This window comes from Pseudomonas sp. 210_17 TE3656 (assembly GCF_054821965.1).
This window is the reverse complement of sequence record NZ_JBTRBC010000001.1, coordinates 3,922,501-3,946,035: the sequence shown is the minus strand read 5'-3', so window position 1 is coordinate 3,946,035 and position 23,535 is coordinate 3,922,501. Positions and strand designations below refer to the sequence as shown.

The window sequence follows — 23,535 nt, the reverse complement described above, 5'->3', positions numbered from 1 at the left end:
GGCCATGAACCGACTCCCCTCCTGCTGCGCCCCGTTGCTGCACCATTGGCCCCTGCCCCGCCCGGTCGCCGGTGCGGTACTGGTCAGTTGCCCCTTCGACCCGGCGCTGCTGGCCAGCGACGACTTCGCCCGCGCCGGCATCGAGCAGACGCCGAGCCTGCAACGCTCGGTGGCCAAGCGCCAGGCCGAGTACCTGGCGGGCCGGGTGTGCGCGCGGGCGGCCTTGCAGCGCCTGGAGGGTTGCGACTACGTGCCAGGTACCCATGAGGACCGCTCGCCGGTCTGGCCGGCCGGTATCAGTGGTTCGATCACCCACGGCAAAGGCTGGGCGGCCGCGGTGGTGGCACGCAGCAGCGATTGCCAGGGATTGGGGCTGGATCAGGAAAGCCTGCTCAGTGACGAACGCGCCGAACGCCTGGCCCGGGAGATCCTCACCGCAGACGAACTGCAGCGGATGGACGCCAGTCAGACGGGCTTGACCGTCACCCTGACCTTTTCTCTCAAGGAGAGCCTGTTCAAAGCGCTCTACCCGATCGTCCAGCAGCGTTTCTACTTTGAGCACGCCGAAGTGCTGGCGTGGTCGGCCGATGGCCATGCACGCCTGCGCCTGCTGACTGATCTGTCAGCGCAGTGGCACAAAGGAAAGGAAATCGAGGGGCAGTTCAGCCTGCAGGATGACCAGTTGCTGAGCCTGGTCAGCGTCTGAAGCGCTTCAAGCCAGCAACGGACAGTGCTCGCAGTGCCCGACCCAGTCGACCTTGTAACTCAGGCAGCAGGTACGTCGGCGGCGGCTGCCCGCAGCATCCACACCGACGGCGGCAAACAGCGGGCTGTCAGCCGAGGTGAGCAAACGGCCTAAACCGCGGCCATCACCCTCGCTGCGTTGCAGTGCCTGATCCAGGCAGTCCCCGGCATTGCCCAAGAGCACCGCAGGCGCTACTGCGCCCAACGCCGCCAGACGCAACACCATCGGTTGCAGGTGATGCTCCAGCGCCGCTTCAAGCCCTTCACAACACGCCCCCTGTGCTCTCAGGGCGAGCGGTAGGCCACGGCTGTCCAGGCTTACCTCAGTGGCGTCGAAAACGGGCAGCACGCTACCGCCAAGCAACGACTGCCAGAGCACCGCGAAGTAGTACTTGGACCACTGCGACACCAGCACCGCACGCTGCGCCGGCATCAGCTCGGGGCCATACAGGTCTAGCAGCAAGGATTCGAAGCGAGCCGGTTGCAGCAGCTGGTCCAGAGGTAACCAGGCACTCATGCAGCGTCCTGCTGACGCGGCCAGCTCAGGCTGAAGCGCGCGCCACCCAGGCGCTCGCTGTGCCCGACCGACGCCCGGCCTTTGTGCCAATAGATGATCCGACGCACAATCGACAAGCCCAGGCCATGCCCGCCGGAAGCGCGGGTACGGCTGTCATCGAGGCGGGTGAAGGGGGTGAAAATCCGGTCCCAGACACTTTCCGGCACGCCCGGGCCGTCGTCTTCGACATCGATCCGGCAACGCTGCGACCCAAGCTGGTAACTGAGGCTGACCTGCGACTCGGCATGACGCATGGCATTGCTCACCAGGTTCTGTAACGCCCGGTGCAGGTAACGCGGCTCGGCTTCCACCCAGGCCCCCTGCCCTTCCGCTTCCTCTGGCCCCTGGCACGGTCCGCGCACGACCTTGACGTCACTGCGCAGCGGCGCCAGCTCGGCGATTACCTGATCCAGCAGGGCATCCAGGTCGACGCGCTGAAAATGCAAGGCCGGTGCGCCCTGCTCAAGGCGGGCGTAAGTGAGCATCTCGTCAACCAGCTTGTCCAGCTCCTGGATATCGCCGTCCATTCCACTCAAATACTTGTCCCGGGCCTGGTCGTCGCGCGCACTGGCGATCATTTCCAGACCGAAGCGCAGCCGCGCCACCGGTGTACGCAATTCGTGGGAAACCGCGCGCACCAGTTCACGCTGGATGGTCAGCGAGCGCTGCAGGTGTTCAGCCATGCCATTGAAGGCCGCGGCCAGACGTCCGACCGAGTCGGCATCGTCGGCGGCCACGCGGGTTTCCAGGCTGCCTTGGGCAATGCGCGTAGCGGCGGTTTCGAGATCGGACAGACGCCGCTCCAACTGACGTACCAATAAATAGACGATCAGGCCAATCAGGCACAGACCGAGCACGGCAATCAGTGCCAGCAGCTGTGGCGGGTAGGGATTCATCTGGTACAGCGGGCCGATCTCCAGCGCCCAAGGGGTGCCGACCATCCCGGCCACGACGCGGATCGAGTCACCATCCTTGCCCAGGGTCATCACCGTGTCGCCTTCATCGACACGGCGGCGCTGGTCCACGTCCATGTCGGTCTGTTCCAGACGCCGCAGGCTCAGGTCGAAACCAAATCCCTTGCTTTGCTTGATCTCGGCCAGGCGCCGCGGCTGCTCGCCAATTGGGTAGCGCACCAACTCATCGGCCAGCAGGTAAATGGTTGCCCGCGCCAGTTGCTCGCTGATCTGCTCGACCTCACCTGTAAGCAGCAGACTCTCTGTGCCGACCTGGCGCATGACCTTGGCCGCATGCGGGCCGGTCTTCTCTACCAGCACCTGGCCACGCTGCAACTGACTGCGCTGACCACCGTCGATGCCGGCCTGCGTCAGGGTCTGCAGCTTCAGCGGTATGCCCAGCAAGCGCTCCCAGATCAGCAGGGTGCGCTTGCGCTCGACCTCGCCCAACGGCACCAGGTTGTCGGCCATCAGGGTGAACGTGCCGTGGGCCAGGCGCTCGCGGTACTGGCCGGCACGCACCTCGTTGAGCAGGTGCACACTGAGCACCCCGAGCACAGCCACCAGCACCAGCGCGGCGAGCATGCCGCCATAGATCCGCAGGAAAATCGAGTTCATCGCACCTGGCCCATGGCCTCGGCCGCCTCGCGCACGAACAGGTAGCCTTTGCTGCGGATGGTCTTGATCATCCGCGGGTGCTCGGGGTCGTCGCCGATTCGCGGGCGAATCCTGGAAATACGCACATCAATGGAGCGATCCTGGCCGTCATAGCCCACGCCGCGCAACGAGGTGAAGATCTCCTCACGGGACAGGATGCGTCCGGCGTTACTGACCAACAGCCAGAGCAAGTCGAACTCAGCGCTGGTCAGCTCGATGCCTTCATCGCGCAGCCAGGCTTCACGCAGGCTGTTGTCCACCCGTAGTGGGCCGAACTGCAGGCATTGCGCAGGCTCGCTTTCAGCAGCCGGCTCACTGCGCCGCAGCAAGGCATTGATGCGCGCCAGCAGCAGGCGTGGGCGCACCGGTTTGCACACATAGTCATCCGCGCCCATGTCCAGGCCCTGAACCTGGTCCAGGTCATCGCTGCGGGCGGTGAGCATGAGGATCGGGCCGGTAAATTGCTGGCGAACCTTGCGGCAGATACTAAAGCCGTCTTCGCCGGGCAACATCAAATCGAGAACTACCAGGTCCGGTTGCTCGGCAATGATCCGCGCCGCCGCCTTGGCTCCGTCACCTTCGACCTCGACGTCAAAACCGTTGGCCTGCAGGTACTCTCGGGTCAGATCGGCCAAACGCTGGTCATCCTCGACGATCAACACCTGACTGCGCTGCTGCTCCACGGCTCACCTCGACGGCTTGTTGTTATTAAAGAGTGCCCTGGCAACGGCTTCACCAAAAGGCAACATCGGCCCCGGATACTACGTCGGGCACCGACGCCTGCCAACCGTCACCACGAGCGGCAAAAAACCACGGGGCGGATTGCTCGGAAGGCTATCGGATTTGTGGTAGGGTGCGCGCCCGAAAATATCCGCCGGGATAACCGCAGTCAGTGAAAAAAAGGGTGACGGACGGTCATCTGGCGCTAAGACACGGCCTACAAGGCGTTAGCCAAAATCACTCACAAACTACTCACAAGTTATCCACAGACCACCACCTTGCAATACCCCCAAGACCGCATTATCTTGTATCCCTATCGAAACAAAACACTACATCTTGGGTTTTGAACAGATTCCCAAGCACAAGTCGAGCAAGAAACTCAAGCCCTGATTCAGTGCTTTTTTGCTTGAACTTTAGAAACATTCAGCAGCCAAACCGCTCCTGCGGAGGCGTCCGTTGCAAACCCTCGGAGGGTGTTGTTTCGGGTACGGGTGTTGCAAGCCATAGGCACACCGTACAGCAACAGTTTTGAGTCGTGGATTCAGAACCTTTGACTTCGGCCAGGGAGCGGCAAGAAATTGCCCCTTATTTTCCTGATCTGTCCCGAAGTGAGTATGCCCGACCTGTTCGGCATGCCGGAGCGTCGCGTTCCCGCGTGCCATCAGCGTCGGTTGTTGGGCTTTCGGACGGAACGGCGGGTGCCCACAAGGCGCCTAAACAAACATAGAGAACGTGGAGACACCCATGCAAACCGACACAACTCGCGAGAACCCGCAGGCCAAGGCGCCGCAGGCCGCTGATTCGAACCAGGATCTGGCTGCTACCGCCCCAGGCCAACTGCGTGTGATCAAGCGCAATGGCACTGTCGTCGCCTACACCGACGACAAGATCACCGTGGCCATCACCAAGGCGTTCCTCGCAGTTGAAGGCGGCACCGCCGCTGCCTCGTCGCGTATCCATGACACCGTTGCCCGTCTGACCGAACAGGTTACCGCGACCTTCAAGCGTCGCATGCCATCGGGCGGCACCATCCACATCGAAGAAATCCAGGACCAGGTCGAACTGGCCCTGATGCGTGCCGGCGAGCAGAAAGTTGCCCGCGATTACGTGATCTACCGTGACCAGCGCGCCAAAGAGCGTGCTACCCGCGTTCACGCCGAAGACGCCAACGTACAGCCGCACCCGAGCATCCGCATCACCCTGGCCGACGGCAGCCTCGCGCCACTGGACATGAACCGCCTGAACACCATCATCACCGAGGCCTGCGAAGGCCTGGCCGAAGTCGATGGCGACCTGATCCAGCGCGAAACCCTGAAGAACCTCTATGACGGCGTCGCCATCAAAGACGTCAACACCGCCCTGGTGATGACCGCCCGTACCCTGGTCGAGCGCGAGCCGAACTACTCGTTCGTCACCGCCCGCCTGCTGATGGACACCCTGCGTGCCGAAGGCCTGGGCTTCCTCGGCGTGGCCGAAAGCGCCACTCACCACGAGATGGCCGAGCTGTACGCCAAGGCCCTGCCGGCCTACGTTGCCAAAGGCGTCGAGTTCGAACTGCTGAACCCGGCCCTGGCCGACTTCGACCTGGAAAAACTGGGCAAGGCGATCAACCACGAGCGTGACCAGCAGTTCACCTACCTGGGCTTGCAGACCCTGTACGACCGTTACTTCATCCACAAGGATGGCGTGCGCTTCGAGCTGCCTCAGGTGTTCTTCATGCGTGTGGCCATGGGCCTGGCGCTGGAAGAGAAAAACAAAGAAGCCCGTGCGATCGAGTTCTACAACCTGCTGTCGTCCTTCGACTACATGGCTTCGACCCCGACCCTGTTCAACGCCGGTACCCTGCGTCCACAGCTGTCGAGCTGCTACCTGACCACCGTGCCGGACGACCTGTCGGGCATCTACCACGCGATCCACGACAACGCCATGCTGTCGAAATTCGCCGGTGGCCTGGGCAACGACTGGACCCCTGTGCGTGCACTGGGCTCCTACATCAAGGGCACCAACGGTAAATCCCAGGGCGTCGTACCCTTCCTGAAAGTAGTCAACGACACCGCCGTAGCGGTCAACCAGGGCGGCAAGCGCAAGGGCGCTGTGTGTGCCTACCTGGAAACCTGGCACCTGGACATCGAAGAATTCATCGAACTGCGCAAGAACACCGGTGATGACCGTCGTCGTACCCACGACATGAACACCGCCAACTGGATCCCTGACCTGTTCATGAAGCGCGTCTTCGATGACGGCAAGTGGACCCTGTTCTCGCCGAACGAAGTACCTGATCTGCACGACCTGACCGGCAAGGCCTTCGAAGAGCGCTACGAGTACTACGAAGCCCTGACCGAGTACAACAAGATCAAGGTGTTCAAGACCATCCAGGCCAAAGACCTGTGGCGCAAAATGCTCTCGATGCTGTTCGAGACCGGCCACCCGTGGCTGACCTTCAAGGATCCGTGCAACCTGCGTTCGCCGCAGCAGCACGTTGGCGTGGTCCACAGCTCGAACCTGTGCACCGAGATCACCCTGAACACCAACAAGGACGAGATCGCGGTCTGCAACCTGGGCTCGATCAACCTGCCGAACCACATCGTCGACGGCAAGCTGGACACCGCCAAGCTGCAACGCACCGTGAACACCGCCGTGCGCATGCTCGACAACGTGATCGACATCAACTACTACTCGGTGCCGCAAGCGCGTAACTCGAACCTCAAGCACCGTCCGGTCGGCCTGGGCATCATGGGCTTCCAGGACGCACTGTACCTGCAGCACATCCCTTACGGCTCCGACGCTGCCGTCGAGTTCGCCGACAAGTCGATGGAAGCGGTCAGCTACTTCGCCATCCAGGCCTCCTGTGACCTGGCTGACGAGCGCGGCGCCTACGAGACCTTCCAGGGTTCGCTGTGGTCCAAAGGCATCCTGCCGCTGGATTCGCAACAGATCCTGATCGAAGCCCGTGGCCAGAAGTACATCGACGTCGACCTGAACGAAACCCTGGACTGGGCACCGGTACGTGCTCGCGTACAGAAAGGTATTCGTAACTCGAACATCATGGCCATCGCGCCGACCGCGACCATCGCCAACATCACTGGCGTATCGCAGTCGATCGAGCCGACCTACCAGAACCTGTACGTGAAATCGAACCTCTCGGGCGAATTCACCGTGATCAACCCGTACCTGGTTCGCGACCTCAAGGCCCGTGGCCTGTGGGACCCGGTCATGATCAACGACCTGAAGTACTACGACGGTTCGGTACAGCAGATCGAGCGCATCCCGCAGGAACTCAAAGACCTGTACGCTACCGCGTTCGAAGTGGAAACCAAGTGGATCGTCGACGCCGCCAGCCGCCGTCAGAAGTGGATCGACCAGGCCCAGTCGCTGAACCTGTACATCGCCGGCGCTTCGGGCAAGAAGCTCGACGTGACCTACCGCATGGCCTGGTACCGTGGTCTGAAAACCACCTACTACCTCCGTGCCCTGGCCGCGACCAGCACCGAGAAGTCGACCATCAACACCGGCAAGCTCAACGCCGTCTCCAGCGGTGGCGACAGCGCGCCGATCCAGGCAGCCGGCCCAGCGCCAGTGCCGAAGGCTTGCGCCATCGACGAGCCGGATTGCGAAGCTTGCCAATAAGAGGCTGAAGGCTGGCCAGCTCTCCTGTGGGAGCTGGCCTTGCCAGCGATGGGCGGCCCCGCCGCCCTGCCCTTCGCAACAAGACAAATAGGCCCTGGGTCCTTGTGCCCAAGACCTGCCGAGGAGCCCCGCTCCCGGAAGCATTCCAAGTTTTTGCGTGCACAGCAGTACCTAACCGCAAGCATCGCAACCAAGATCCACCGGCCATACTGAACATGGCCCTCAAGCAGGAGACCCACCATGCTGAGCTGGGACGAATTCGATAAAGACGAAGGCGAAGAAGCCGCCAAAGGCGCAACCGCCACTCAAGCTGCTGCCGCAGGCATCGACAAGCTGGACAACGCCGGCGGTGTTGCTGCTCTGGAAGCTCGCGCCGTAACTGCCGATGACTCCGAAGCAGTCAAGCGTGCCAAGGCTGCCCTGGACCAACTCGACATCGCCGAAGGCCTGGCTGAGCTGGAAGGTTCCGCTGCCCGTGTCGCGGTTGACGAAAAGCGCATGATCAACTGCCGCGCCGACCTCAACCAGCTGGTGCCGTTCAAGTACGACTGGGCCTGGCAGAAGTACCTGGACGGTTGCGCCAACCACTGGATGCCGCAAGAGGTCAACATGACCGCGGACATCGCCCTGTGGAAAAACCCGGAAGGCCTGACCGACGACGAGCGTCGCATCGTCATGCGCAACCTGGGCTTCTTCTCCACTGCCGACTCCCTGGTTGCCAACAACCTGGCCCTGGCCGTGTACCGTCTGATCACCAACCCGGAATGCCGCCAGTACATCCTGCGCCAGGCATTCGAAGAGGCGATCCACACCCACGCCTACCAGTACTGCATCGAATCGCTGGGCATGGATGAAGGCGAGATCTTCAACATGTACCACGAGATCCCGTCGGTCGCTAAAAAAGCCGCCTGGGGCCTGAGCTACACCCGCGCGATCTCCGACCCCGAGTTCAACACCGGCACCGTCGAGACCGACAAAGAACTGCTGCGCAACCTGATCGCCTACTACTGCGTTCTGGAAGGCATCTTCTTCTACTGCGGCTTCACCCAGATCCTGTCGATGGGTCGCCGCAACAAGATGACCGGCGTTGCCGAGCAGTTCCAGTACATCCTGCGTGACGAGTCCATGCACCTGAACTTCGGTATCGACGTGATCAACCAGATCAAGATCGAAAACCCGCACCTGTGGGATGCCGAAATGAAGGAAGAAGCCTCGCAGATGATCCTGCAGGGCACCCAGCTGGAAATCGAATACGCACGCGACACCATGCCGCGCGGCGTACTGGGCATGAACGCCGCGATGATGGAGGACTACCTCAAGTTCATCGCCAACCGTCGCCTGTCGCAGATCGGTTTGAAGGAAGAGTACCCAGGGACTACTAACCCGTTCCCATGGATGAGCGAGATCATGGACTTGAAGAAGGAGAAGAACTTCTTTGAGACGCGAGTGATTGAGTATCAGACTGGTGGGGCGTTGAGCTGGGATTGAGTCCCTGCTCGGGTTCCAGGAAGGACTGCTACAGACGGTGTGAAAACACCCAGCCGACAGTCCAAGCAAAACGCCCCGACATGTTCGGGGCGTTTTGCTTTGAGACGAAATCTTCGGGAGCACAGCGTGCGAAATGTCGGCGTTGAGCCCGACCCACAACGAATAGTCGACGTAGCCACTCAGCGCCGCTTGGCACTGCTTGCCATTGAGGTAGCCGGTATCCGCAGTGACCATTAGTTCATGTTGCTGCAGCTGTTCCTTGACCGGGAATCAACTCTCCCAGCGAGAACGGAAACAGGCTGCCCTAGCTATGTGGCTCTCCCTGGATGTAAGCCATAACGAGAAATGCACCGTATCTTTCGATACGGTGCATTTTTTTTGATCGCCGCGCAGATTGAAAGGCTTCCACATAGCCAGAGAACGAAGACATTTCATTTGTCTCATGCGAAAAACAAGAAACTTCCTACAGCATGAAGATTGACTACGCCCTACCAAACTCTCTACCCTCTCTCACACCCAAGCAAATGTACCTAGCGATTAGCTAAATTTATTTTTCAATACAAAACAAACTTGCCACAAAACTTTGTTGATGCCAGACCACACCTTGCCACCTTGGAGGCCGGAGAGCCATATTCTTAAATTAATTCTTTAAGGCTTATATCGACTACTACAAGCACCAATATAATGGAGCAATACATTATGGCAACCGTAGTAAAGCGAGTTATCCCTACCAACCATGAAAAACAACAAATTCGCGGCCTACTGGATGAAATTATAAAAGAGCCCGAAATGACAAATCAGTACAGCTTTATGGAAAAAGCAGTTCTGTACGCCCAAGAGTTACCACGAAGCATTCGCGAAAAATTCTATGACTTCAAACGCAGGGAAGTATTTTCGGCGCTTCTGGTGTCCAGCAACCCAGTCCTTGCCGATGGCGCAGGACCAACTCCATCCAGGCATATTGAGTTAGACGAAGACTACCGCTTGAACGACGCAAAAATCTTGCACGGCCTCTATGGATCGCTGCTTGGCGAGGGAATTGGGTTCACGTCACAGCGCGGCGGTAGTATTTACAACAACATTGTGCCGCTTCAAAGATATAGAGAAATTGCCAACTCTAGCGCTGGGTCTGTTCTCGACTTTGGATTTCACGTAGAAGATGCTTTTCACCCTGCTCGCCCCGAGTACCTGGGTCTCGTGTGCATGCGCAACGATGAACGCGCAGCAACAACGATTTCGAGCATCGATGGCATTCAGCTTAGTGCTGAAGAAAAGAAAGTGCTATTTGAACCAAGATTCAAGGTTTCTCACAACCCGATCCACAGCACATCTGACGTTATAGAAGAAAACTCCCAGACAATTCTATTCGGTCATAGCGACGCGCCATATGTCAAGATTAATGCTGCAACGTTGAATATTGAAGAATATGAAGGCATCGAACGTCAAGCGCTGGAAAAACTGCTGCACCACTTCTCAGAAAATTGCGTAGCGCTCATGCTTGAACCAACGGACTGCGTCTTCATCGATAACTACCGGTGCGTGCATGCGCGAGACTCTTTCAAGGCTAACTACGGCGACAGTGCTCGCTGGCTATCTCGGGTGGTATTCGCATCAAGCCTGAGAAAGTCCCGCGAAATGCGGAGCTCGGTAGCCACTCGCGCCATCAATGCATAAGGCGAATGTCGATGGACACCCACAAAACTCCATTTGCAACCGCCCAAAATTTTTGGCTAGGTGATGAAACTGTATTTGATGGCAATCAACTGTTCAACTCCAAACGTCCAATTGTGGTGTTAGATTCGGGCGTAGGTGGTTTAACGGTAGCACGGCAACTGGAACAGCTGATTCCAGACGCGAGCATCCTATATGTGGCGGATAACGATTGGTTCCCTTACGGTAGTAAGCCTGGGGCTGCGGTCGCTCAGCGGGTCCAGCAGTTGTTAGATCAGCTTTGTGCGCAGGTGAGCCCGCTAGCATTAGTTGTAGCGTGCAATACTGCCTCGATAGCGATAATAGAGCACGGCCTCGACCAGCTTATTCAACACTGTTTCTTGGTCACTCCCCCCATAGAGGATGCTCTTGAAACCTCTGACAACAAGAATATCGTTTTACTTGCGACTCCTGCCACAGTTGAAAGTAAATATATTAGCCAAGAGATAGCCATTGCTAGAATGCGAGCACGAATATGGCCAATCGCGACCCAGTCGTTGGTAACACTATCTGAGAGTAGACTGGCAGGACAGGCAGCGAGTTTCGCTAACTTCGCTAGACTAATAGATAACCATCTAACAAAAAAACAACGATTATCGATCGATACAGTAATTCTTGGCTGCACTCATTTCCCTCATCTGATCGATGATTTGAGAAAAATATTTCCATCTGTTGAAAACTGGATTGACCCTGCAAAAAAAGTCGCTCTACAGATAGCATCTATAGCGAAAACAAAAGTCAGGCCCATCAACCTGCCGTTAAAATCCGTCACGTTCACGAGCAAGCAAGATGCAACCGAATATCAGCAAGTGTTCTGGAAAAATGGCTTCAGCGCAACATAGCCAATCATTTATCAAAAAAATTTGCTCCAAGCAGCCACATACTCGAACAGGACAATAAAAACTCAATTACCGGTGTAACGGAACAGTGTTGGGCTTTCGGAAAAGGAGATCAGGCCGTGAGTATTTTTATTAACCGGTATCGATGGGTGATTTTAGCTGCAGCCACTTTTGCACAAGCGTGCGCCTGCTTCTTTGTTCAGGGCTTTGGGTCTATAGCGTTGAATGTTAAATCCGAAATGAGCCTCACTAACTGGCAGATAGGCACATTGATTTCAGCTGCACAATTGATCCCACTTGCTGGGCTTTTGATTGCTGGCGAGTTGCTGGACAGATACAGTGAGCGGTTTGTTGTAGGTATTGGAACATTAATCGTTGGGGCCTCATTGTGCGGAGCTGCGCTAGCCACTTCCTACACTGAATTGCTGATAGCTCTTATAATATTAGGCTTTGGATACAGCACGGCCCAGCCTGGGGGAAGCAAGTCAGTATCTAATTGGTTCAAAGGTAGCCAGCTAGGTTTTGCAATGGGCATTCGACAAGCTGGATTACCACTTGGCGGCGCCATGGCAACACTACTACTTCCATTTATTGCCAGCCTATACTCGATTCAAGCAGCCTTCCTGGCGGGCGGATTAGTTGGATTATTTGGTGCCGTTATTTTTATAACGCTATATAAAACGCCTAAAGTACGACAAGACAACACAAAAAAACAAATCAACCTAAAGTCAGCGATTGTATCACGGCTATCGATGGCAGCCGACCCGTCCATGAGAAATATCATGATGTCTGGCGCTAGCCTTACCGCCTCTCAGTACGCCATCTCGGTATTTTTAGTTTTGTACCTTCACACTTCACTTGGGCTTGAAAGCTTCATTGCGACAATGATGTTCTTCGTGGTGCTGGGAGCAGGCATAGCTGGAAGAATTATACTCGCAACCTGGAGCGACCGTTGTAAGGCAGGAAGATACTACCCCGTAATGACTTGTCTGGGCGCAGTAACTGCCATCTTGGTACTGCTACCATTTTTGAAAACCCAAAACCTGGCTATCCTGAGTGCATTCATGGCGCTGACTGGGTTCTTTGCATATGGGTGGTACGGCCCTTGGGTAGCCTATATTGCAGAAACCGCTCCCGCTGATCGCAAGGGCTTCGCGCTGGGAATGGCCATGACAGCCAATCAGGTTTCCGTAGTATTGATACCTCCGATTATTGGTCTATCGCGAGACAGCCTCGGTACCTATGCCTATGGCTGGGGAGCGCTAGCAATAGTTTCTGCCATTGTGCTGTTTACTACCGGCAAGAGGAACCAAGCGATGAGGCTGCAAATGCGGTAATCCTATTTCGGTTGCCGTAGGGCGGCCTTTTTTGTGGGCATTTGAATGTATCGGTGCTAACAGGCGCTTGCCTTGTGACTTTCCGCGCTTATGAGATCGAGCGCCGCCCGCGCGATCTCAAAAACACCAGAGCAACCAAGCAGCAACGCAGATCAGGACCGTTCCTACACCAGATAATAGGCTCAGTGCGTGGTAACCAGGTAAGCTTCCATAGCGCTTAAGAACGCTCATACGGCGGAACCCCGTTCCCGTTAGAAACGGCTCTCCCTAATCTGGATAGCCCATCATGACCCACTACTGCTCCACCCTCTTCACCCGCCACAATCGCCCCCTCCACACCCTCTGGCTCGAATCCCAAGCCTGGTTCTGCGCCCGAGAGCTGGGACGCCTGATTGGCCGCTATCTCGACGAAAATATCGTGCGCAAGCTCGATGCAGACCAGCGACGGACCTTGTCATTGCTGCGCTACGGCGAGTATCGCGACACGGTGATGATCAGTGAGTCCGGCGCTTACACCCTGCTGGCTCATCATTACATTCCCGAAAATCGCAACCTGCGACGATGGCTTACCTATGAGGTGATTGCGGTGCTGCGGGACAGCCAGGATCTGGTAGAGCGGGATGTACCGCAGATTGGTCAGCTGGATTGGGGTGGGCATTCGTTGAGTCTGCTTCAGTGGCAACAAGAGCCGTGGATTCGGTTGAGGGATGTGCCGCAGGTGGTTTTTGAGCCTGAATTGTCGGTGGGCAGATACGTTTCGAAAGCCCATTGCTCCTGGAAAACAATGACTGCACGCTGGCTCAGGCTGTGATGCTGGGCGGTAGGAGCGGGCTTGCCCCGCGATCGCGGTGTGCCAGTTACATCGCGCCTGACAGATCTTCCGCCAGGTGGATAATTTTTGGGCTCAGCTTCGACGTTGATTTGAGTCAACGAGGTGCCGCGGACTGTGTTGTAAACAGCGTGCCAACCTTGTGAGGATACAGTTTGATGCTCGAATCCAACTCGACACCCCGGATTATCTGCAACGATCGTGAACTGGCCGACCAACTGCGCCCCCTGTTGGCTCACACAGCACCCGATTGCGAGGTGCTGAGCATGCCGCACGATTGCAGTGCGGCGCCTTTTTGCCGTTGGCACGGTGAGGCACGGTTGGGGCCGGCCTGGCGGGTACAGGCCGCTTTGGTCGAGGCCACCAAGGTTCTGGAACGGACTCGCCACGCCTTCAAATCCCGCGAACTGGGACAACTACGCCAGCACCTAACAGCATTGCTGGACACATTGCCAGACAATCCGAAATGATGTAATTATGCCATCAGTAGGTTCCGCTCAATGCGGGAACCGGCTTTGCCGAGCAGGACAACGGGCCTGAAAGACGAAGCGCCGTGACACCAGTTCTTGACCAGAACCGGTTGTCATGGCGTTTTTTTTTGTCAGCGAAAAGGCATCTGTACAAGCATGGGGGGATGAGAGTGAAGGTGACAAAAGACCTGACGGAATTGCTCAGGCGTATCCGTCTCGACCATGAGGAGATTGCCGAGCGCTTCCGCTTTCTCGACTGGAATGCCGAAGATGCCGAGCGGCTCAGCGCAGCGGCTCAGCACATGGCCCCCGCTCAGCAGGTTTTCGTCGATCGTTTGTATTGTCACCTGGCCAAATTTCCCACGCCGTCTGCGCTACTCCGCACACCAGAGGTCACCGCCAGACTGAAGCACAGCCAGGCCGAGTATTACCAGTGTTTGTGGGGTGGCCCCTACGATGATGCCTACGTCAACGGCCGTCTGCGCATCGGAGTGATCCACCAACAGGTCGGCCTGGAGTTGAAGTGGTATCTGGGCGCCTATCGGCTGTACCTCGACGACATGCTTGCCAGCGTGTTCGGCAACAACCCCAACACCTCACTCTACTCAAGTCTGTTGAAAGCAGTGTTCTTCGACATGACTTTGGCCATCGACACCTACAGCGCGGCCCAGTACAAGGCGCTGGAAGAGAGCGAGGCGCGCTTCGCCCGTGCTCTGCGTGGGGCCAATGACGGCATCTGGGATTGGCACATCGATCAGGACCGCCTGTATGTTTCGGAACGCTGGGCGAGCATGCTCGGCCTCAGCCGCGATAGCATCGGCGAAAGCAGTTCCAGTTGGTTCGGGCGCGTGCATCCGGACGATCTGCCGGACTTTCGCGAGGCCATTAATGCCCACTTACGAGGCCTGACATCGTCGGTACACCATGAGTACCGCATCCGACAAAACAACGGTGGCTATATTTGGGTGCTTGTGCGCGGTGTCGCCGAAACGACGACACCGGGCCATCTACGCATGACGGGCTCACAGTCCGATATCAGTGCGCGCAAAGACGCCGAGCAGCGCCTCAAACATGCCGCCCACCATGACCCGCTGACCGGCCTGGCCAACCGCATGCGCCTTGACGAGCAAATGCAGAAAGCATTGGTGGAAAAGCGCAAGGGAGGTACTCAGGAGGCGCTGCTGTTCGTCGACCTCGATCGCTTCAAGTTGATCAACGACAGCCTCGGCCACAACGTTGGCGATCGTGTACTGGTGGAAGTGGCGCAGCGCTTGAGAAGTTCTCTGCGCCCTGGTGATCAACTATTCCGCTTCGGCGGGGACGAATTCATCGTACTGCTTCATGATCTCACCTGCGGCCGTGACGCCGAGCGAGTATCCCAACGCATTCTCGACACTCTGCATCAACCGCTGCACATGGACGGTCGTACCCTGGTGGTTAGTGCGAGCATTGGTATCGCTCCATTGCACGATAACGGCAAAGCGCTGGATGTCTTGCAGGCCGCCGACCTTGCACTCTACAGCGCCAAGTCTGCCGGCAAGGCGCGATTCGCCCACTACCATGAAGCGTTGCAACACACCGCTCAGCATCATTTGGAACTGGAGTCCGCCCTTGGCCAGGCGCTGCAACACGGTGAATTCGAGTTGCACTATCAACCGATCTATCGTCTTGACCAAGGGGCGCCTCTCGCGTCGGGGGTCGAAGCATTATTACGGTGGCGCCATGGTGGCCGCTTGATCTCTCCGCTGGAGTTCATCCCGGCGCTGGAGGAGTCCGGGGAAATCATTCGCGTCGGCGAATGGGTGTTGCGCCAGGCCTGCCAGCAGACTCGCGCCTGGCAACTGGCCGGTCATGACCGTCTGCGCTGTTCGGTGAACATCTCCAGCATCCAGTTGCAGCAAGTCGACTTCTCCCTCCGGTTAATCGACATCCTGCAAGAAAGCGGCCTGTCACCAGCCAGCCTGATCCTGGAGATTACTGAAAGCCAGCTAATGAATGATGATATGGACACACTGGCTTGTCTGAACGAATTGGCCAGCCTTGGCGTGTTGTTGGCGCTGGACGATTTTGGCACCGGTTACTCCTCCCTTGGATATCTCACACGCTTTCCGCTGCACATCCTCAAGCTGGATAAAAGTTTTATTGGCGGCATCCCTTACGACAACAAACAGAGTGCGATCAGCCAAGCGATCATCGGCCTCGGCCGTAACCTTGGCCTGGAGGTAGTGGCCGAGGGCATCGAGAACCCGGCACAACTCGACTTTGTGCTCAGTGAAGGCTGCCACTACGCCCAGGGATACTGGTTTAGCCGGCCACGACCTGCCGAGCAAATGCCACGGCTACTCAGTGGAGAGGACTGTTTCGAGGGGCATTGAAAGAGGCTGCCGCGAGGCGGCCTTTTTTGTGCCACTCTTCTTTTCTCACGCCTCTGCCAATTGGCATTACACTTAATGCCATCTGTCCAGATTGGAGCGCCGACCATGTCTGCTACCGCGGAAAACACAGACGCCAGGAAATCACCGAAAAAGCCTGGCAAAGCGCCAATTGTCGACCTGCTGCTGCCCGACACAAACACCGACAACCGCATGGAGGTGTTCAAGGCCACCCAGAGCGGTTTTCCGCTCAGCTCTGTCATTCAGTTGGTCGAGTCGGTCGAAACCTTCAAGCGGCACAACGTACTGGCGAAGATCGTCGGCCTGTCGGAGCGCACCCTCGCCCGCCGGATGAAGAACAAGGATGAAGCCCTGAGCCCTGAACAAAGTGCCAGGGCGCTGTACTACGCAGAGGTGCTGGAGAAAGCGCAGGAGGTGTTTGGCACCCGCGCGCTTGCCGAAGAATGGATGACCCGGCCGGCGCTCGGGCTGGACGGCGAGTCGCCCATCGACCTACTGTCCAATCCGGTCGGCTATGAGCTGGTCACCGACTTTTTGAATCGGCTGGATTACGGGGTCTACTGATGGTGACGGACCCTCTGGCCCATGACCTGCATTTCTGGCGTCTCGACCATGCCAGGCACGCGCTTTCGTGGAACAGCGGCATTGGCGCAGAAGCGTGTGGCGGGCGCTGGAATCCCAAGGGGTTTCAGGTGGTCTATGCCAGCCTTGATGCTGCTACGGCGATTCTTGAAGTGGCGGTGCATAAAGGCTTTCAGACTCTCGACTGTGTTGCGCACACGCTGACGGCGGCACGGGTGATGGACCCTTCCAGGGTGTACAAAGTGGAGCGAAAGGATGTGCCCAACCTGAACTGGCTGAGACCGGGAACGCCCAGCCGCAGCCAGCAAGCCTTTGGTGCGAAACTGCTGGAACAGCATCCCTTCGTGCTGATTCCTTCCTGTGTGTCGCCCTATAGCTGGAATCTGTTGATGAACCCACAACTGGCTGCAGGCCTCTACGAAGTTGTTCTGCAGGAGCCGTTCGCACTGGATGGACGGCTGAATCCCCCTCTGCAGTAAGCGAGGCAGGTGATTCGGTTGCAGTTGATCTGCAGCAGCCAAGTTTTTCGGCGTAACCACGATAGTGAGCCATCCTTAAAAAGCTCCGGCCAAGGAGCCCTATCGACGCTATCGGAAAGCCCTGCATGAACGAAAGCCCAGCCACCCCGCCCACTACTCTTGCGCGCCCCACCACTACTCAAAGCAGCTGGCGACGCTGGTTGCCCGGGCTGCAGGTGCTGCGCTCGTACCAAATGGGCGATCTGCCGAAAGACCTGCTCGCAGGCCTGGTGCTGACCACCATGCTGGTACCGGTGGGTATCGCCTATGCCGAAGCCTCGGGCGTGCCAGGTATATACGGGCTGTACGCGAGCATCGTGCCGCTGCTGGTCTACGCCTTGTTCGGGCCCAGCCGGATTCTGGTACTCGGGCCTGACTCGGCGCTGGCGGCAATCATTCTTGCCGTGGTGCTGCCTTTGTCTGGCGGCGACCCCATGCGTGCCATTGCCCTGGCCAGCGCCATGGCCCTGGTGTGCGGGCTGGTGTGTATTGGTGCCGGCTTGCTGCGTCTGGGCTTTATCACCGAGCTTTTGTCCAAACCCATTCGCTACGGTTACATGAACGGTATCGCCTTCACGGTACTGATCAGCCAGACGCCGAAGCTGTTCGATATCTCGGTAGAGAGCAGCGGCCCCCTGCGTGAAGTGCTGAACGTCGGTCAGGCCCTGCTGGCAGGACAAGCTAATTGGGCTGGATTCATCATCGGCGCCGGAACCCTGGCCCTGATCCTGGTGCTCGAGCGCTTCAAGCGCGTGCCAGGCATCCTCATTGGTGTGGTCGCAGCGACCCTGGTGGTGGGCAGTCTTGGCCTCGACGCTAGTCATGGGGTCAAGGTGCTGGGCCCTATGCCGCAAGGGCTTCCCGGCTTCGTGGTGCCCTGGCTGCGGGCCGAAGACCTGATCACGGTGCTGATTGGTGGCTTCGCTGCCGCGCTGGTGTCCTTCGCCGATACCAGCGTGCTGTCGCGCACCTATGCGGCCAAGACCCGTAGCCCTGTCGACCCGAACCAGGAAATGGTCGGTCTGGGGGTCGCCAATCTGGCGACGGGACTATTCCAGGGCTTTCCGGTCAGTAGCAGCTCTTCTCGTACACCGGTCGCCGAGGCGGCCGGCTCGCGCACGCAACTCACCGGCGTGTTCGCTGCGTTAGGGGTAGCATCGTTGCTGCTGTTCGCGCCCAAGTTGTTACAGCACCTGCCCAACAGCGCCCTTGCCGCCGTGGTGATCGCGGCCGCTATTGGCCTGTTCGAGATCAAGGACCTGAAGCGGATCTACCGTATCCAGCGTTGGGAGTGCTGGCTTTCGATTACCTGCTTTGTCGGGGTGGTGGTGCTCGGTGCGGTCCCCGGTATCGGTCTGGCGGTTGTTATCGCCGTGATCGAGTTTCTCTGGGATGGCTGGCGTCCACATTACACGGTGCTCGGTCGCGTAGACGGGGTGCGCGGTTATCACGATATCTCCCGCTATCCCGGCGCTCGCCTGGTACCCGGCCTGGTGCTGTTCCGCTGGGATGCACCGCTGTTCTTCGCCAATGCCGAGCTTTTCCAGAAGTGTGTGCTGGAGGCCATCGCCAGGTCGACGACCGAGGTGCGCCGGGTTGTGGTGGCTGCAGAGCCGGTTACCAGTGTGGACGTGACCTCGGCGGACATGCTGGTGGAGCTGGAACAGACACTGCGTGCGGCAAACATCGAACTGCGCTTTGCCGAAATGAAAGACCCGGTGAAGGACAAGCTTAAGCGTCTGGAAGTGCTGGACCACATAGGCCGTGATATTTTCCAGCCAACGGTTGGCGCTGCCGTGGATGCCTATCTGGAGGAACACGGCGTCGACTGGACACCTTAGCGGCGAGCGAGAATGCAGGTTAGCGCCGCATCCGGTGCCAACCTATGCGAAAATACCCGCGCTTTTGTTCATATGTGTGGAGATGTACAGTTTTGGTAATGCACTACTCAATCAGCAGCGACGCAGTCGCTTGCGGTCGCAATGGCAATAACCTCAGCAGCACTTCTGAAGCCGACAAGGTCGATTGCAAGTCGTGCCAGCGCTCGCTGGACAAGGCTGATGCCGTTCCGGTCAAGAAGGCCACTCCATCGTTGGCAGAACTGCGCAAGCAGCGCCAGGCTAGCCAGCAGGTGAAGGCAGCACCGTTCTGCTTCAAGGCCAACTGGCGTGTACGCCTGGCCGCCCTGCCCGATCGCTGCCGTTTGCCTCGCGGTGTAGCGCCACAGGCTTTCGTGTAAACGTAGGCAAGCCTAAGAGACCACCCTGCGGGGTGGTTTTTTTTGCGCGATGGTTTGTTGTGCCAGGACCGTGGGAGCCGGCCTTGCCGGCGATGGCAGCACTGGGGTGTCAGCTATTGCGCGGTATCGGCATCGCCGGCAAAACCAGCTCCCACAAAGACCGGAAAAGACAAAACCCCTACCTGCATACGCAGATAGGGGTTTCGGAATTTAATCTTGACGATGACCTACTCTCACATGGGGAAACCCCACACTACCATCGGCGATGCATCGTTTCACTGCTGAGTTCGGGATGGGATCAGGTGGTTCCAATGCTCTATGGTCGTCAAGAAATTCTGTTGCCAGAAGGTCTTGTTCAGACACTCCAGCGAATTGGGTATGTGATGATTGTGAGTCGCAAACTTTCGGTTCGTTTCGTCTTCACAACACCGCAATCTGGTCATTTCGACGCAAATTGCTTGGGTGTTATATGGTCAAGCCTCACGGGCAATTAGTATTGGTTAGCTCAACGCCTCACAGCGCTTACACACCCAACCTATCAACGTCGTAGTCTTCGACGGCCCTTCAGGGAGCTCAAGGCTCCAGTGAGATCTCATCTTGAGGCAAGTTTCCCGCTTAGATGCTTTCAGCGGTTATCTCTCCCGAACATAGCTACCCGGCAATGCCACTGGCGTGACAACCGGAACACCAGAGGTTCGTCCACTCCGGTCCTCTCGTACTAGGAGCAGCCCCTCTCAAATCTCAAACGTCCACGGCAGATAGGGACCGAACTGTCTCACGACGTTCTAAACCCAGCTCGCGTACCACTTTAAATGGCGAACAGCCATACCCTTGGGACCGGCTTCAGCCCCAGGATGTGATGAGCCGACATCGAGGTGCCAAACACCGCCGTCGATATGAACTCTTGGGCGGTATCAGCCTGTTATCCCCGGAGTACCTTTTATCCGTTGAGCGATGGCCCTTCCATACAGAACCACCGGATCACTAAGACCTACTTTCGTACCTGCTCGACGTGTCTGTCTCGCAGTCAAGCGCGCTTTTGCCTTTATACTCTACGACCGATTTCCGACCGGTCTGAGCGCACCTTCGTACTCCTCCGTTACTCTTTAGGAGGAGACCGCCCCAGTCAAACTACCCACCATACACTGTCCTCGATCCGGATAACGGACCTGAGTTAGAACCTCAAAGTTGCCAGGGTGGTATTTCAAGGATGGCTCCACGCGAACTGGCGTCCACGCTTCAAAGCCTCCCACCTATCCTACACAAGCAAATTCAAAGTCCAGTGCAAAGCTATAGTAAAGGTTCACGGGGTCTTTCCGTCTAGCCGCGGATACACTGCATCTTCACAGCGATTTCAATTTCACTGAGTCTCGGGTGGAGACAGCGCCGCCATCGTTACGCCATTCGTGCAGGTCGGAACTTACCCGACAAGGAATTTCGCTACCTTAGGACCGTTATAGTTACGGCCGCCGTTTACCGGGGCTTCGATCAAGAGCTTCGCGTTAGCTAACCCCATCAATTAACCTTCCGGCACCGGGCAGGCGTCACACCCTATACGTCCACTTTCGTGTTTGCAGAGTGCTGTGTTTTTAATAAACAGTCGCAGCGGCCTGGTATCTTCGACCGGCATGAGCTTACGGAGCAAGTCCTTCACCCTCACCGGCGCACCTTCTCCCGAAGTTACGGTGCCATTTTGCCTAGTTCCTTCACCCGAGTTCTCTCAAGCGCCTTGGTATTCTCTACCCAACCACCTGTGTCGGTTTGGGGTACGGTTCCTAGTTATCTGAAGCTTAGAAGCTTTTCTTGGAAGCATGGCATCAACCACTTCGTCGCCTAAAGGCAACTCGTCATCAGCTCTCGGCCTTAAGATCCCGGATTTACCTAAGATCTCAGCCTACCACCTTAAACTTGGACAACCAACGCCAAGCTGGCCTAGCCTTCTCCGTCCCTCCATCGCAATAACTAGAAGTACAGGAATATTAACCTGTTTTCCATCGACTACGCTTTTCAGCCTCGCCTTAGGGACCGACTAACCCTGCGTCGATTAACGTTGCGCAGGAAACCTTGGTCTTTCGGCGTGGGAGTTTTTCACTCCCATTGTCGTTACTCATGTCAGCATTCGCACTTCTGATACCTCCAGCAAGCTTCTCAACTCACCTTCACAGGCTTACAGAACGCTCCTCTACCGCGTCACCTAAGTGACACCCGTAGCTTCGGTGCATGGTTTGAGCCCCGTTACATCTTCCGCGCAGGCCGACTCGACTAGTGAGCTATTACGCTTTCTTTAAAGGGTGGCTGCTTCTAAGCCAACCTCCTAGCTGTCTAAGCCTTCCCACATCGTTTCCCACTTAACCATGACTTTGGGACCTTAGCTGACGGTCTGGGTTGTTTCCCTTTTCACGACGGACGTTAGCACCCGCCGTGTGTCTCCCATGCTCGGCACTTGTAGGTATTCGGAGTTTGCATCGGTTTGGTAAGTCGGGATGACCCCCTAGCCGAAACAGTGCTCTACCCCCTACAGTGATACATGAGGCGCTACCTAAATAGCTTTCGAGGAGAACCAGCTATCTCCGAGCTTGATTAGCCTTTCACTCCGATCCACAGGTCATCCGCTAACTTTTCAACGGTAGTCGGTTCGGTCCTCCAGTCAGTGTTACCTAACCTTCAACCTGCCCATGGATAGATCGCCCGGTTTCGGGTCTATACCCAGCGACTAAACGCGCTATTAACACTCGCTTTCGCTACGCCTCCCCTATTCGGTTAAGCTCGCCACTGAATATAAGTCGCTGACCCATTATACAAAAGGTACGCAGTCACCTAACAAAGTAGGCTCCCACTGCTTGTACGCATACGGTTTCAGGATCTATTTCACTCCCCTCTCCGGGGTTCTTTTCGCCTTTCCCTCACGGTACTGGTTCACTATCGGTCAGTCAGTAGTATTTAGCCTTGGAGGATGGTCCCCCCATATTCAGACAAAGTTTCTCGTGCTCCGTCCTACTCGATTTCATGACTAAGAGATTTTCGCGTACAGGGCTATCACCCACTATGGCCGCACTTTCCAGAGCGTTCCGCTAATCTCAAAGCCACTTAAGGGCTAGTCCCCGTTCGCTCGCCACTACTAAGGGAATCTCGGTTGATTTCTTTTCCTCAGGGTACTTAGATGTTTCAGTTCCCCTGGTTCGCCTCTTGCACCTATGTATTCAGTACAAGATACTCAGCTTATGCTGAGTGGGTTCCCCCATTCAGAGATCTCCGGATCAAAGTCTGTTTGCCGACTCCCCGAAGCTTATCGCAGGCTACCACGTCTTTCATCGCCTCTGACTGCCAAGGCATCCACCGTATGCGCTTCTTCACTTGACCATATAACCCCAAGCAATCTGGTTATACTGTGAAGACGACATTCGCCGAAAATTCGCAAAACTCTTAAGAGTCACTCACAAATTTTACCTTAGCCTGAACACACACCAGTGAAAGTGTGGCCCAGTTTATCTTTCTATCACATACCCAAATTTTTAAAGAACGATTCTGAAAAAGTTCAGAAATCAATATTCGATCCGAATATTCATTTCTAAGCTTTGACGCGGTAAGGATGGTGGAGCCAAGCGGGATCGAACCGCTGACCTCCTGCGTGCAAGGCAGGCGCTCTCCCAGCTGAGCTATGGCCCCAACAAGAAACTGGTGGGTCTGGGCAGATTCGAACTGCCGACCTCACCCTTATCAGGGGTGCGCTCTAACCAACTGAGCTACAGACCCAGTTAAGAGCTGTTACCGATATCGTCTTCTTCAATGAATCAAGCAATTCGTGTGGGAGCTTATGAAACAGCTGATGTCGTCGATTAAGGAGGTGATCCAGCCGCAGGTTCCCCTACGGCT

At 57.0% G+C, this 23,535-nt stretch carries 16 protein-coding genes, 2 tRNA genes and 3 rRNA genes (1 of these 21 only partly in view); 13 read left to right on the top strand and 8 right to left on the bottom strand.

Annotation, left to right across the window (positions count from 1 at the left end; all coding sequences use genetic code 11):
• Positions 1-4 precede the first annotated feature (4 nt).
• Entirely contained in the window at positions 5-706 is a 702-nt protein-coding gene (locus ACVI9W_RS18500; protein WP_461530762.1) for a 4'-phosphopantetheinyl transferase family protein, read from the top strand.
• 6 nt (positions 707-712) lie between these two features.
• On the opposite strand, the gene fhuF is transcribed toward ACVI9W_RS18500, so the two are convergent.
• The 3 genes from fhuF to ACVI9W_RS18485 are packed head-to-tail and all read right to left on the bottom strand — an operon-like array spanning position 713 to position 3,593.
• Entirely contained in the window at positions 713-1,261 is a 549-nt protein-coding gene (fhuF, locus tag ACVI9W_RS18495) for a siderophore-iron reductase FhuF (protein WP_461530761.1), read from the bottom strand.
• The gene (locus ACVI9W_RS18490) at positions 1,258-2,871 is read right to left on the bottom strand and encodes an ATP-binding protein (protein WP_461530760.1); all 1,614 of its coding nucleotides are present in this window, start codon (positions 2,869-2,871) and stop codon (positions 1,258-1,260) included. Before ACVI9W_RS18490 ends, fhuF begins: the two co-directional genes overlap by 4 nt.
• On the bottom strand, positions 2,868-3,593 hold the full coding sequence (locus ACVI9W_RS18485; RefSeq protein WP_461530759.1) for a response regulator: 726 nt from the start codon (positions 3,591-3,593) through the stop codon (positions 2,868-2,870). The genes ACVI9W_RS18490 and ACVI9W_RS18485 overlap by 4 nt, the downstream gene beginning before the upstream one ends.
• Positions 3,594-4,374: 781 nt before the next feature.
• Here ACVI9W_RS18485 and ACVI9W_RS18480 point away from each other — a divergent pair.
• The 12 genes from ACVI9W_RS18480 to ACVI9W_RS18425 all read left to right on the top strand — a co-directional run bounded on the left by ACVI9W_RS18480 (position 4,375) and on the right by ACVI9W_RS18425 (position 19,662).
• Complete coding sequence (locus ACVI9W_RS18480; RefSeq protein ID WP_038608036.1) at positions 4,375-7,257, top strand: ribonucleoside-diphosphate reductase subunit alpha; 2,883 nt, start codon at positions 4,375-4,377, stop codon at positions 7,255-7,257.
• Positions 7,258-7,497: 240 nt separating this feature from the next.
• The gene (locus tag ACVI9W_RS18475; RefSeq protein WP_045187463.1) at positions 7,498-8,745 is read left to right on the top strand and encodes a ribonucleotide-diphosphate reductase subunit beta; all 1,248 of its coding nucleotides are present in this window, start codon (positions 7,498-7,500) and stop codon (positions 8,743-8,745) included.
• Between the two features lie 699 nt (positions 8,746-9,444).
• On the top strand, positions 9,445-10,419 hold the full coding sequence (locus ACVI9W_RS18470) for a TauD/TfdA family dioxygenase (protein ID WP_461530758.1): 975 nt from the start codon (positions 9,445-9,447) through the stop codon (positions 10,417-10,419).
• Positions 10,420-10,430: 11 nt separating this feature from the next.
• Positions 10,431-11,297, top strand: coding sequence for a glutamate racemase (gene murI / locus ACVI9W_RS18465; RefSeq protein WP_461530757.1), 867 nt, complete (start codon positions 10,431-10,433; stop codon positions 11,295-11,297).
• 116 nt (positions 11,298-11,413) lie between these two features.
• On the top strand, positions 11,414-12,631 hold the full coding sequence (locus ACVI9W_RS18460) for an MFS transporter (protein WP_461530756.1): 1,218 nt from the start codon (positions 11,414-11,416) through the stop codon (positions 12,629-12,631).
• A 286-nt stretch (positions 12,632-12,917) separates the two neighbouring features.
• Positions 12,918-13,442, top strand: a complete 525-nt coding sequence (locus ACVI9W_RS18455; RefSeq protein ID WP_461530755.1) for a BRO-N domain-containing protein — start codon at positions 12,918-12,920, stop codon at positions 13,440-13,442.
• Positions 13,443-13,618: 176 nt separating this feature from the next.
• Positions 13,619-13,930: a hypothetical protein gene (locus tag ACVI9W_RS18450; RefSeq protein ID WP_157191466.1), complete on the top strand. Its 312-nt coding sequence runs from the start codon at positions 13,619-13,621 to the stop codon at positions 13,928-13,930.
• 164 nt (positions 13,931-14,094) lie between these two features.
• The gene (locus ACVI9W_RS18445; RefSeq protein WP_461531845.1) at positions 14,095-16,305 is read left to right on the top strand and encodes an EAL domain-containing protein; all 2,211 of its coding nucleotides are present in this window, start codon (positions 14,095-14,097) and stop codon (positions 16,303-16,305) included.
• A 105-nt stretch (positions 16,306-16,410) separates the two neighbouring features.
• Entirely contained in the window at positions 16,411-16,887 is a 477-nt protein-coding gene (gene parS, locus ACVI9W_RS18440) for a type II RES/Xre toxin-antitoxin system antitoxin (protein ID WP_342624484.1), read from the top strand.
• Entirely contained in the window at positions 16,887-17,384 is a 498-nt protein-coding gene (locus tag ACVI9W_RS18435) for an RES family NAD+ phosphorylase (RefSeq protein WP_461530754.1), read from the top strand. Before parS ends, ACVI9W_RS18435 begins: the two co-directional genes overlap by 1 nt.
• A gap of 125 nt (positions 17,385-17,509) precedes the next feature.
• Positions 17,510-19,264 carry a SulP family inorganic anion transporter gene (locus ACVI9W_RS18430; protein ID WP_461530753.1) on the top strand — a complete coding sequence of 585 codons (1,755 nt, stop codon included), beginning with the start codon at positions 17,510-17,512 and terminating at the stop codon, positions 19,262-19,264.
• A 98-nt stretch (positions 19,265-19,362) separates the two neighbouring features.
• On the top strand, positions 19,363-19,662 hold the full coding sequence (locus ACVI9W_RS18425; RefSeq protein ID WP_461530752.1) for a hypothetical protein: 300 nt from the start codon (positions 19,363-19,365) through the stop codon (positions 19,660-19,662).
• A 214-nt stretch (positions 19,663-19,876) separates the two neighbouring features.
• Here the strand turns inward: ACVI9W_RS18425 and rrf are convergent.
• From rrf to ACVI9W_RS18400, 5 genes are all read right to left on the bottom strand, one after another.
• A 5S ribosomal RNA gene (gene rrf, locus ACVI9W_RS18420) occupies positions 19,877-19,992 on the bottom strand.
• A gap of 139 nt (positions 19,993-20,131) precedes the next feature.
• Positions 20,132-23,022, bottom strand: a 23S ribosomal RNA gene (locus ACVI9W_RS18415).
• Positions 23,023-23,252: 230 nt separating this feature from the next.
• Positions 23,253-23,328: transfer RNA gene (locus tag ACVI9W_RS18410), tRNA-Ala, on the bottom strand.
• A gap of 10 nt (positions 23,329-23,338) precedes the next feature.
• Positions 23,339-23,415 (bottom strand) — tRNA-Ile (locus tag ACVI9W_RS18405).
• A gap of 84 nt (positions 23,416-23,499) precedes the next feature.
• A 16S ribosomal RNA gene (locus ACVI9W_RS18400) occupies positions 23,500-23,535 on the bottom strand; it runs 1,501 nt beyond the window's last position.
• The 16S, 23S and 5S rRNA genes sit together here with 2 tRNA genes alongside, the layout of an rRNA operon.

Bases quoted from the DNA above. Each gene is read 5' to 3' on its own strand.
- ACVI9W_RS18450 (WP_157191466.1), top strand. From the start codon at position 13,619: ATGCTCGAATCCAACTCGACACCCCGGATTATCTGCAACGATCGTGAA.
- ACVI9W_RS18445 (WP_461531845.1), top strand. From the start codon at position 14,095: ATGAGAGTGAAGGTGACAAAAGACCTGACGGAATTGCTCAGGCGTATC.
- ACVI9W_RS18470 (WP_461530758.1), top strand. From the start codon at position 9,445: ATGGCAACCGTAGTAAAGCGAGTTATCCCTACCAACCATGAAAAACAA.
- ACVI9W_RS18480 (WP_038608036.1), top strand. From the start codon at position 4,375: ATGCAAACCGACACAACTCGCGAGAACCCGCAGGCCAAGGCGCCGCAG.
- fhuF (WP_461530761.1), bottom strand. From the start codon at position 1,261: ATGAGTGCCTGGTTACCTCTGGACCAGCTGCTGCAACCGGCTCGCTTC.
- ACVI9W_RS18455 (WP_461530755.1), top strand. From the start codon at position 12,918: ATGACCCACTACTGCTCCACCCTCTTCACCCGCCACAATCGCCCCCTC.
- ACVI9W_RS18435 (WP_461530754.1), top strand. From the start codon at position 16,887: ATGGTGACGGACCCTCTGGCCCATGACCTGCATTTCTGGCGTCTCGAC.
- ACVI9W_RS18500 (WP_461530762.1), top strand. From the start codon at position 5: ATGAACCGACTCCCCTCCTGCTGCGCCCCGTTGCTGCACCATTGGCCC.
- ACVI9W_RS18490 (WP_461530760.1), bottom strand. From the start codon at position 2,871: ATGAACTCGATTTTCCTGCGGATCTATGGCGGCATGCTCGCCGCGCTG.
- murI (WP_461530757.1), top strand. From the start codon at position 10,431: ATGGACACCCACAAAACTCCATTTGCAACCGCCCAAAATTTTTGGCTA.
- ACVI9W_RS18425 (WP_461530752.1), top strand. From the start codon at position 19,363: ATGCACTACTCAATCAGCAGCGACGCAGTCGCTTGCGGTCGCAATGGC.
- ACVI9W_RS18475 (WP_045187463.1), top strand. From the start codon at position 7,498: ATGCTGAGCTGGGACGAATTCGATAAAGACGAAGGCGAAGAAGCCGCC.
- parS (WP_342624484.1), top strand. From the start codon at position 16,411: ATGTCTGCTACCGCGGAAAACACAGACGCCAGGAAATCACCGAAAAAG.
- ACVI9W_RS18430 (WP_461530753.1), top strand. From the start codon at position 17,510: ATGAACGAAAGCCCAGCCACCCCGCCCACTACTCTTGCGCGCCCCACC.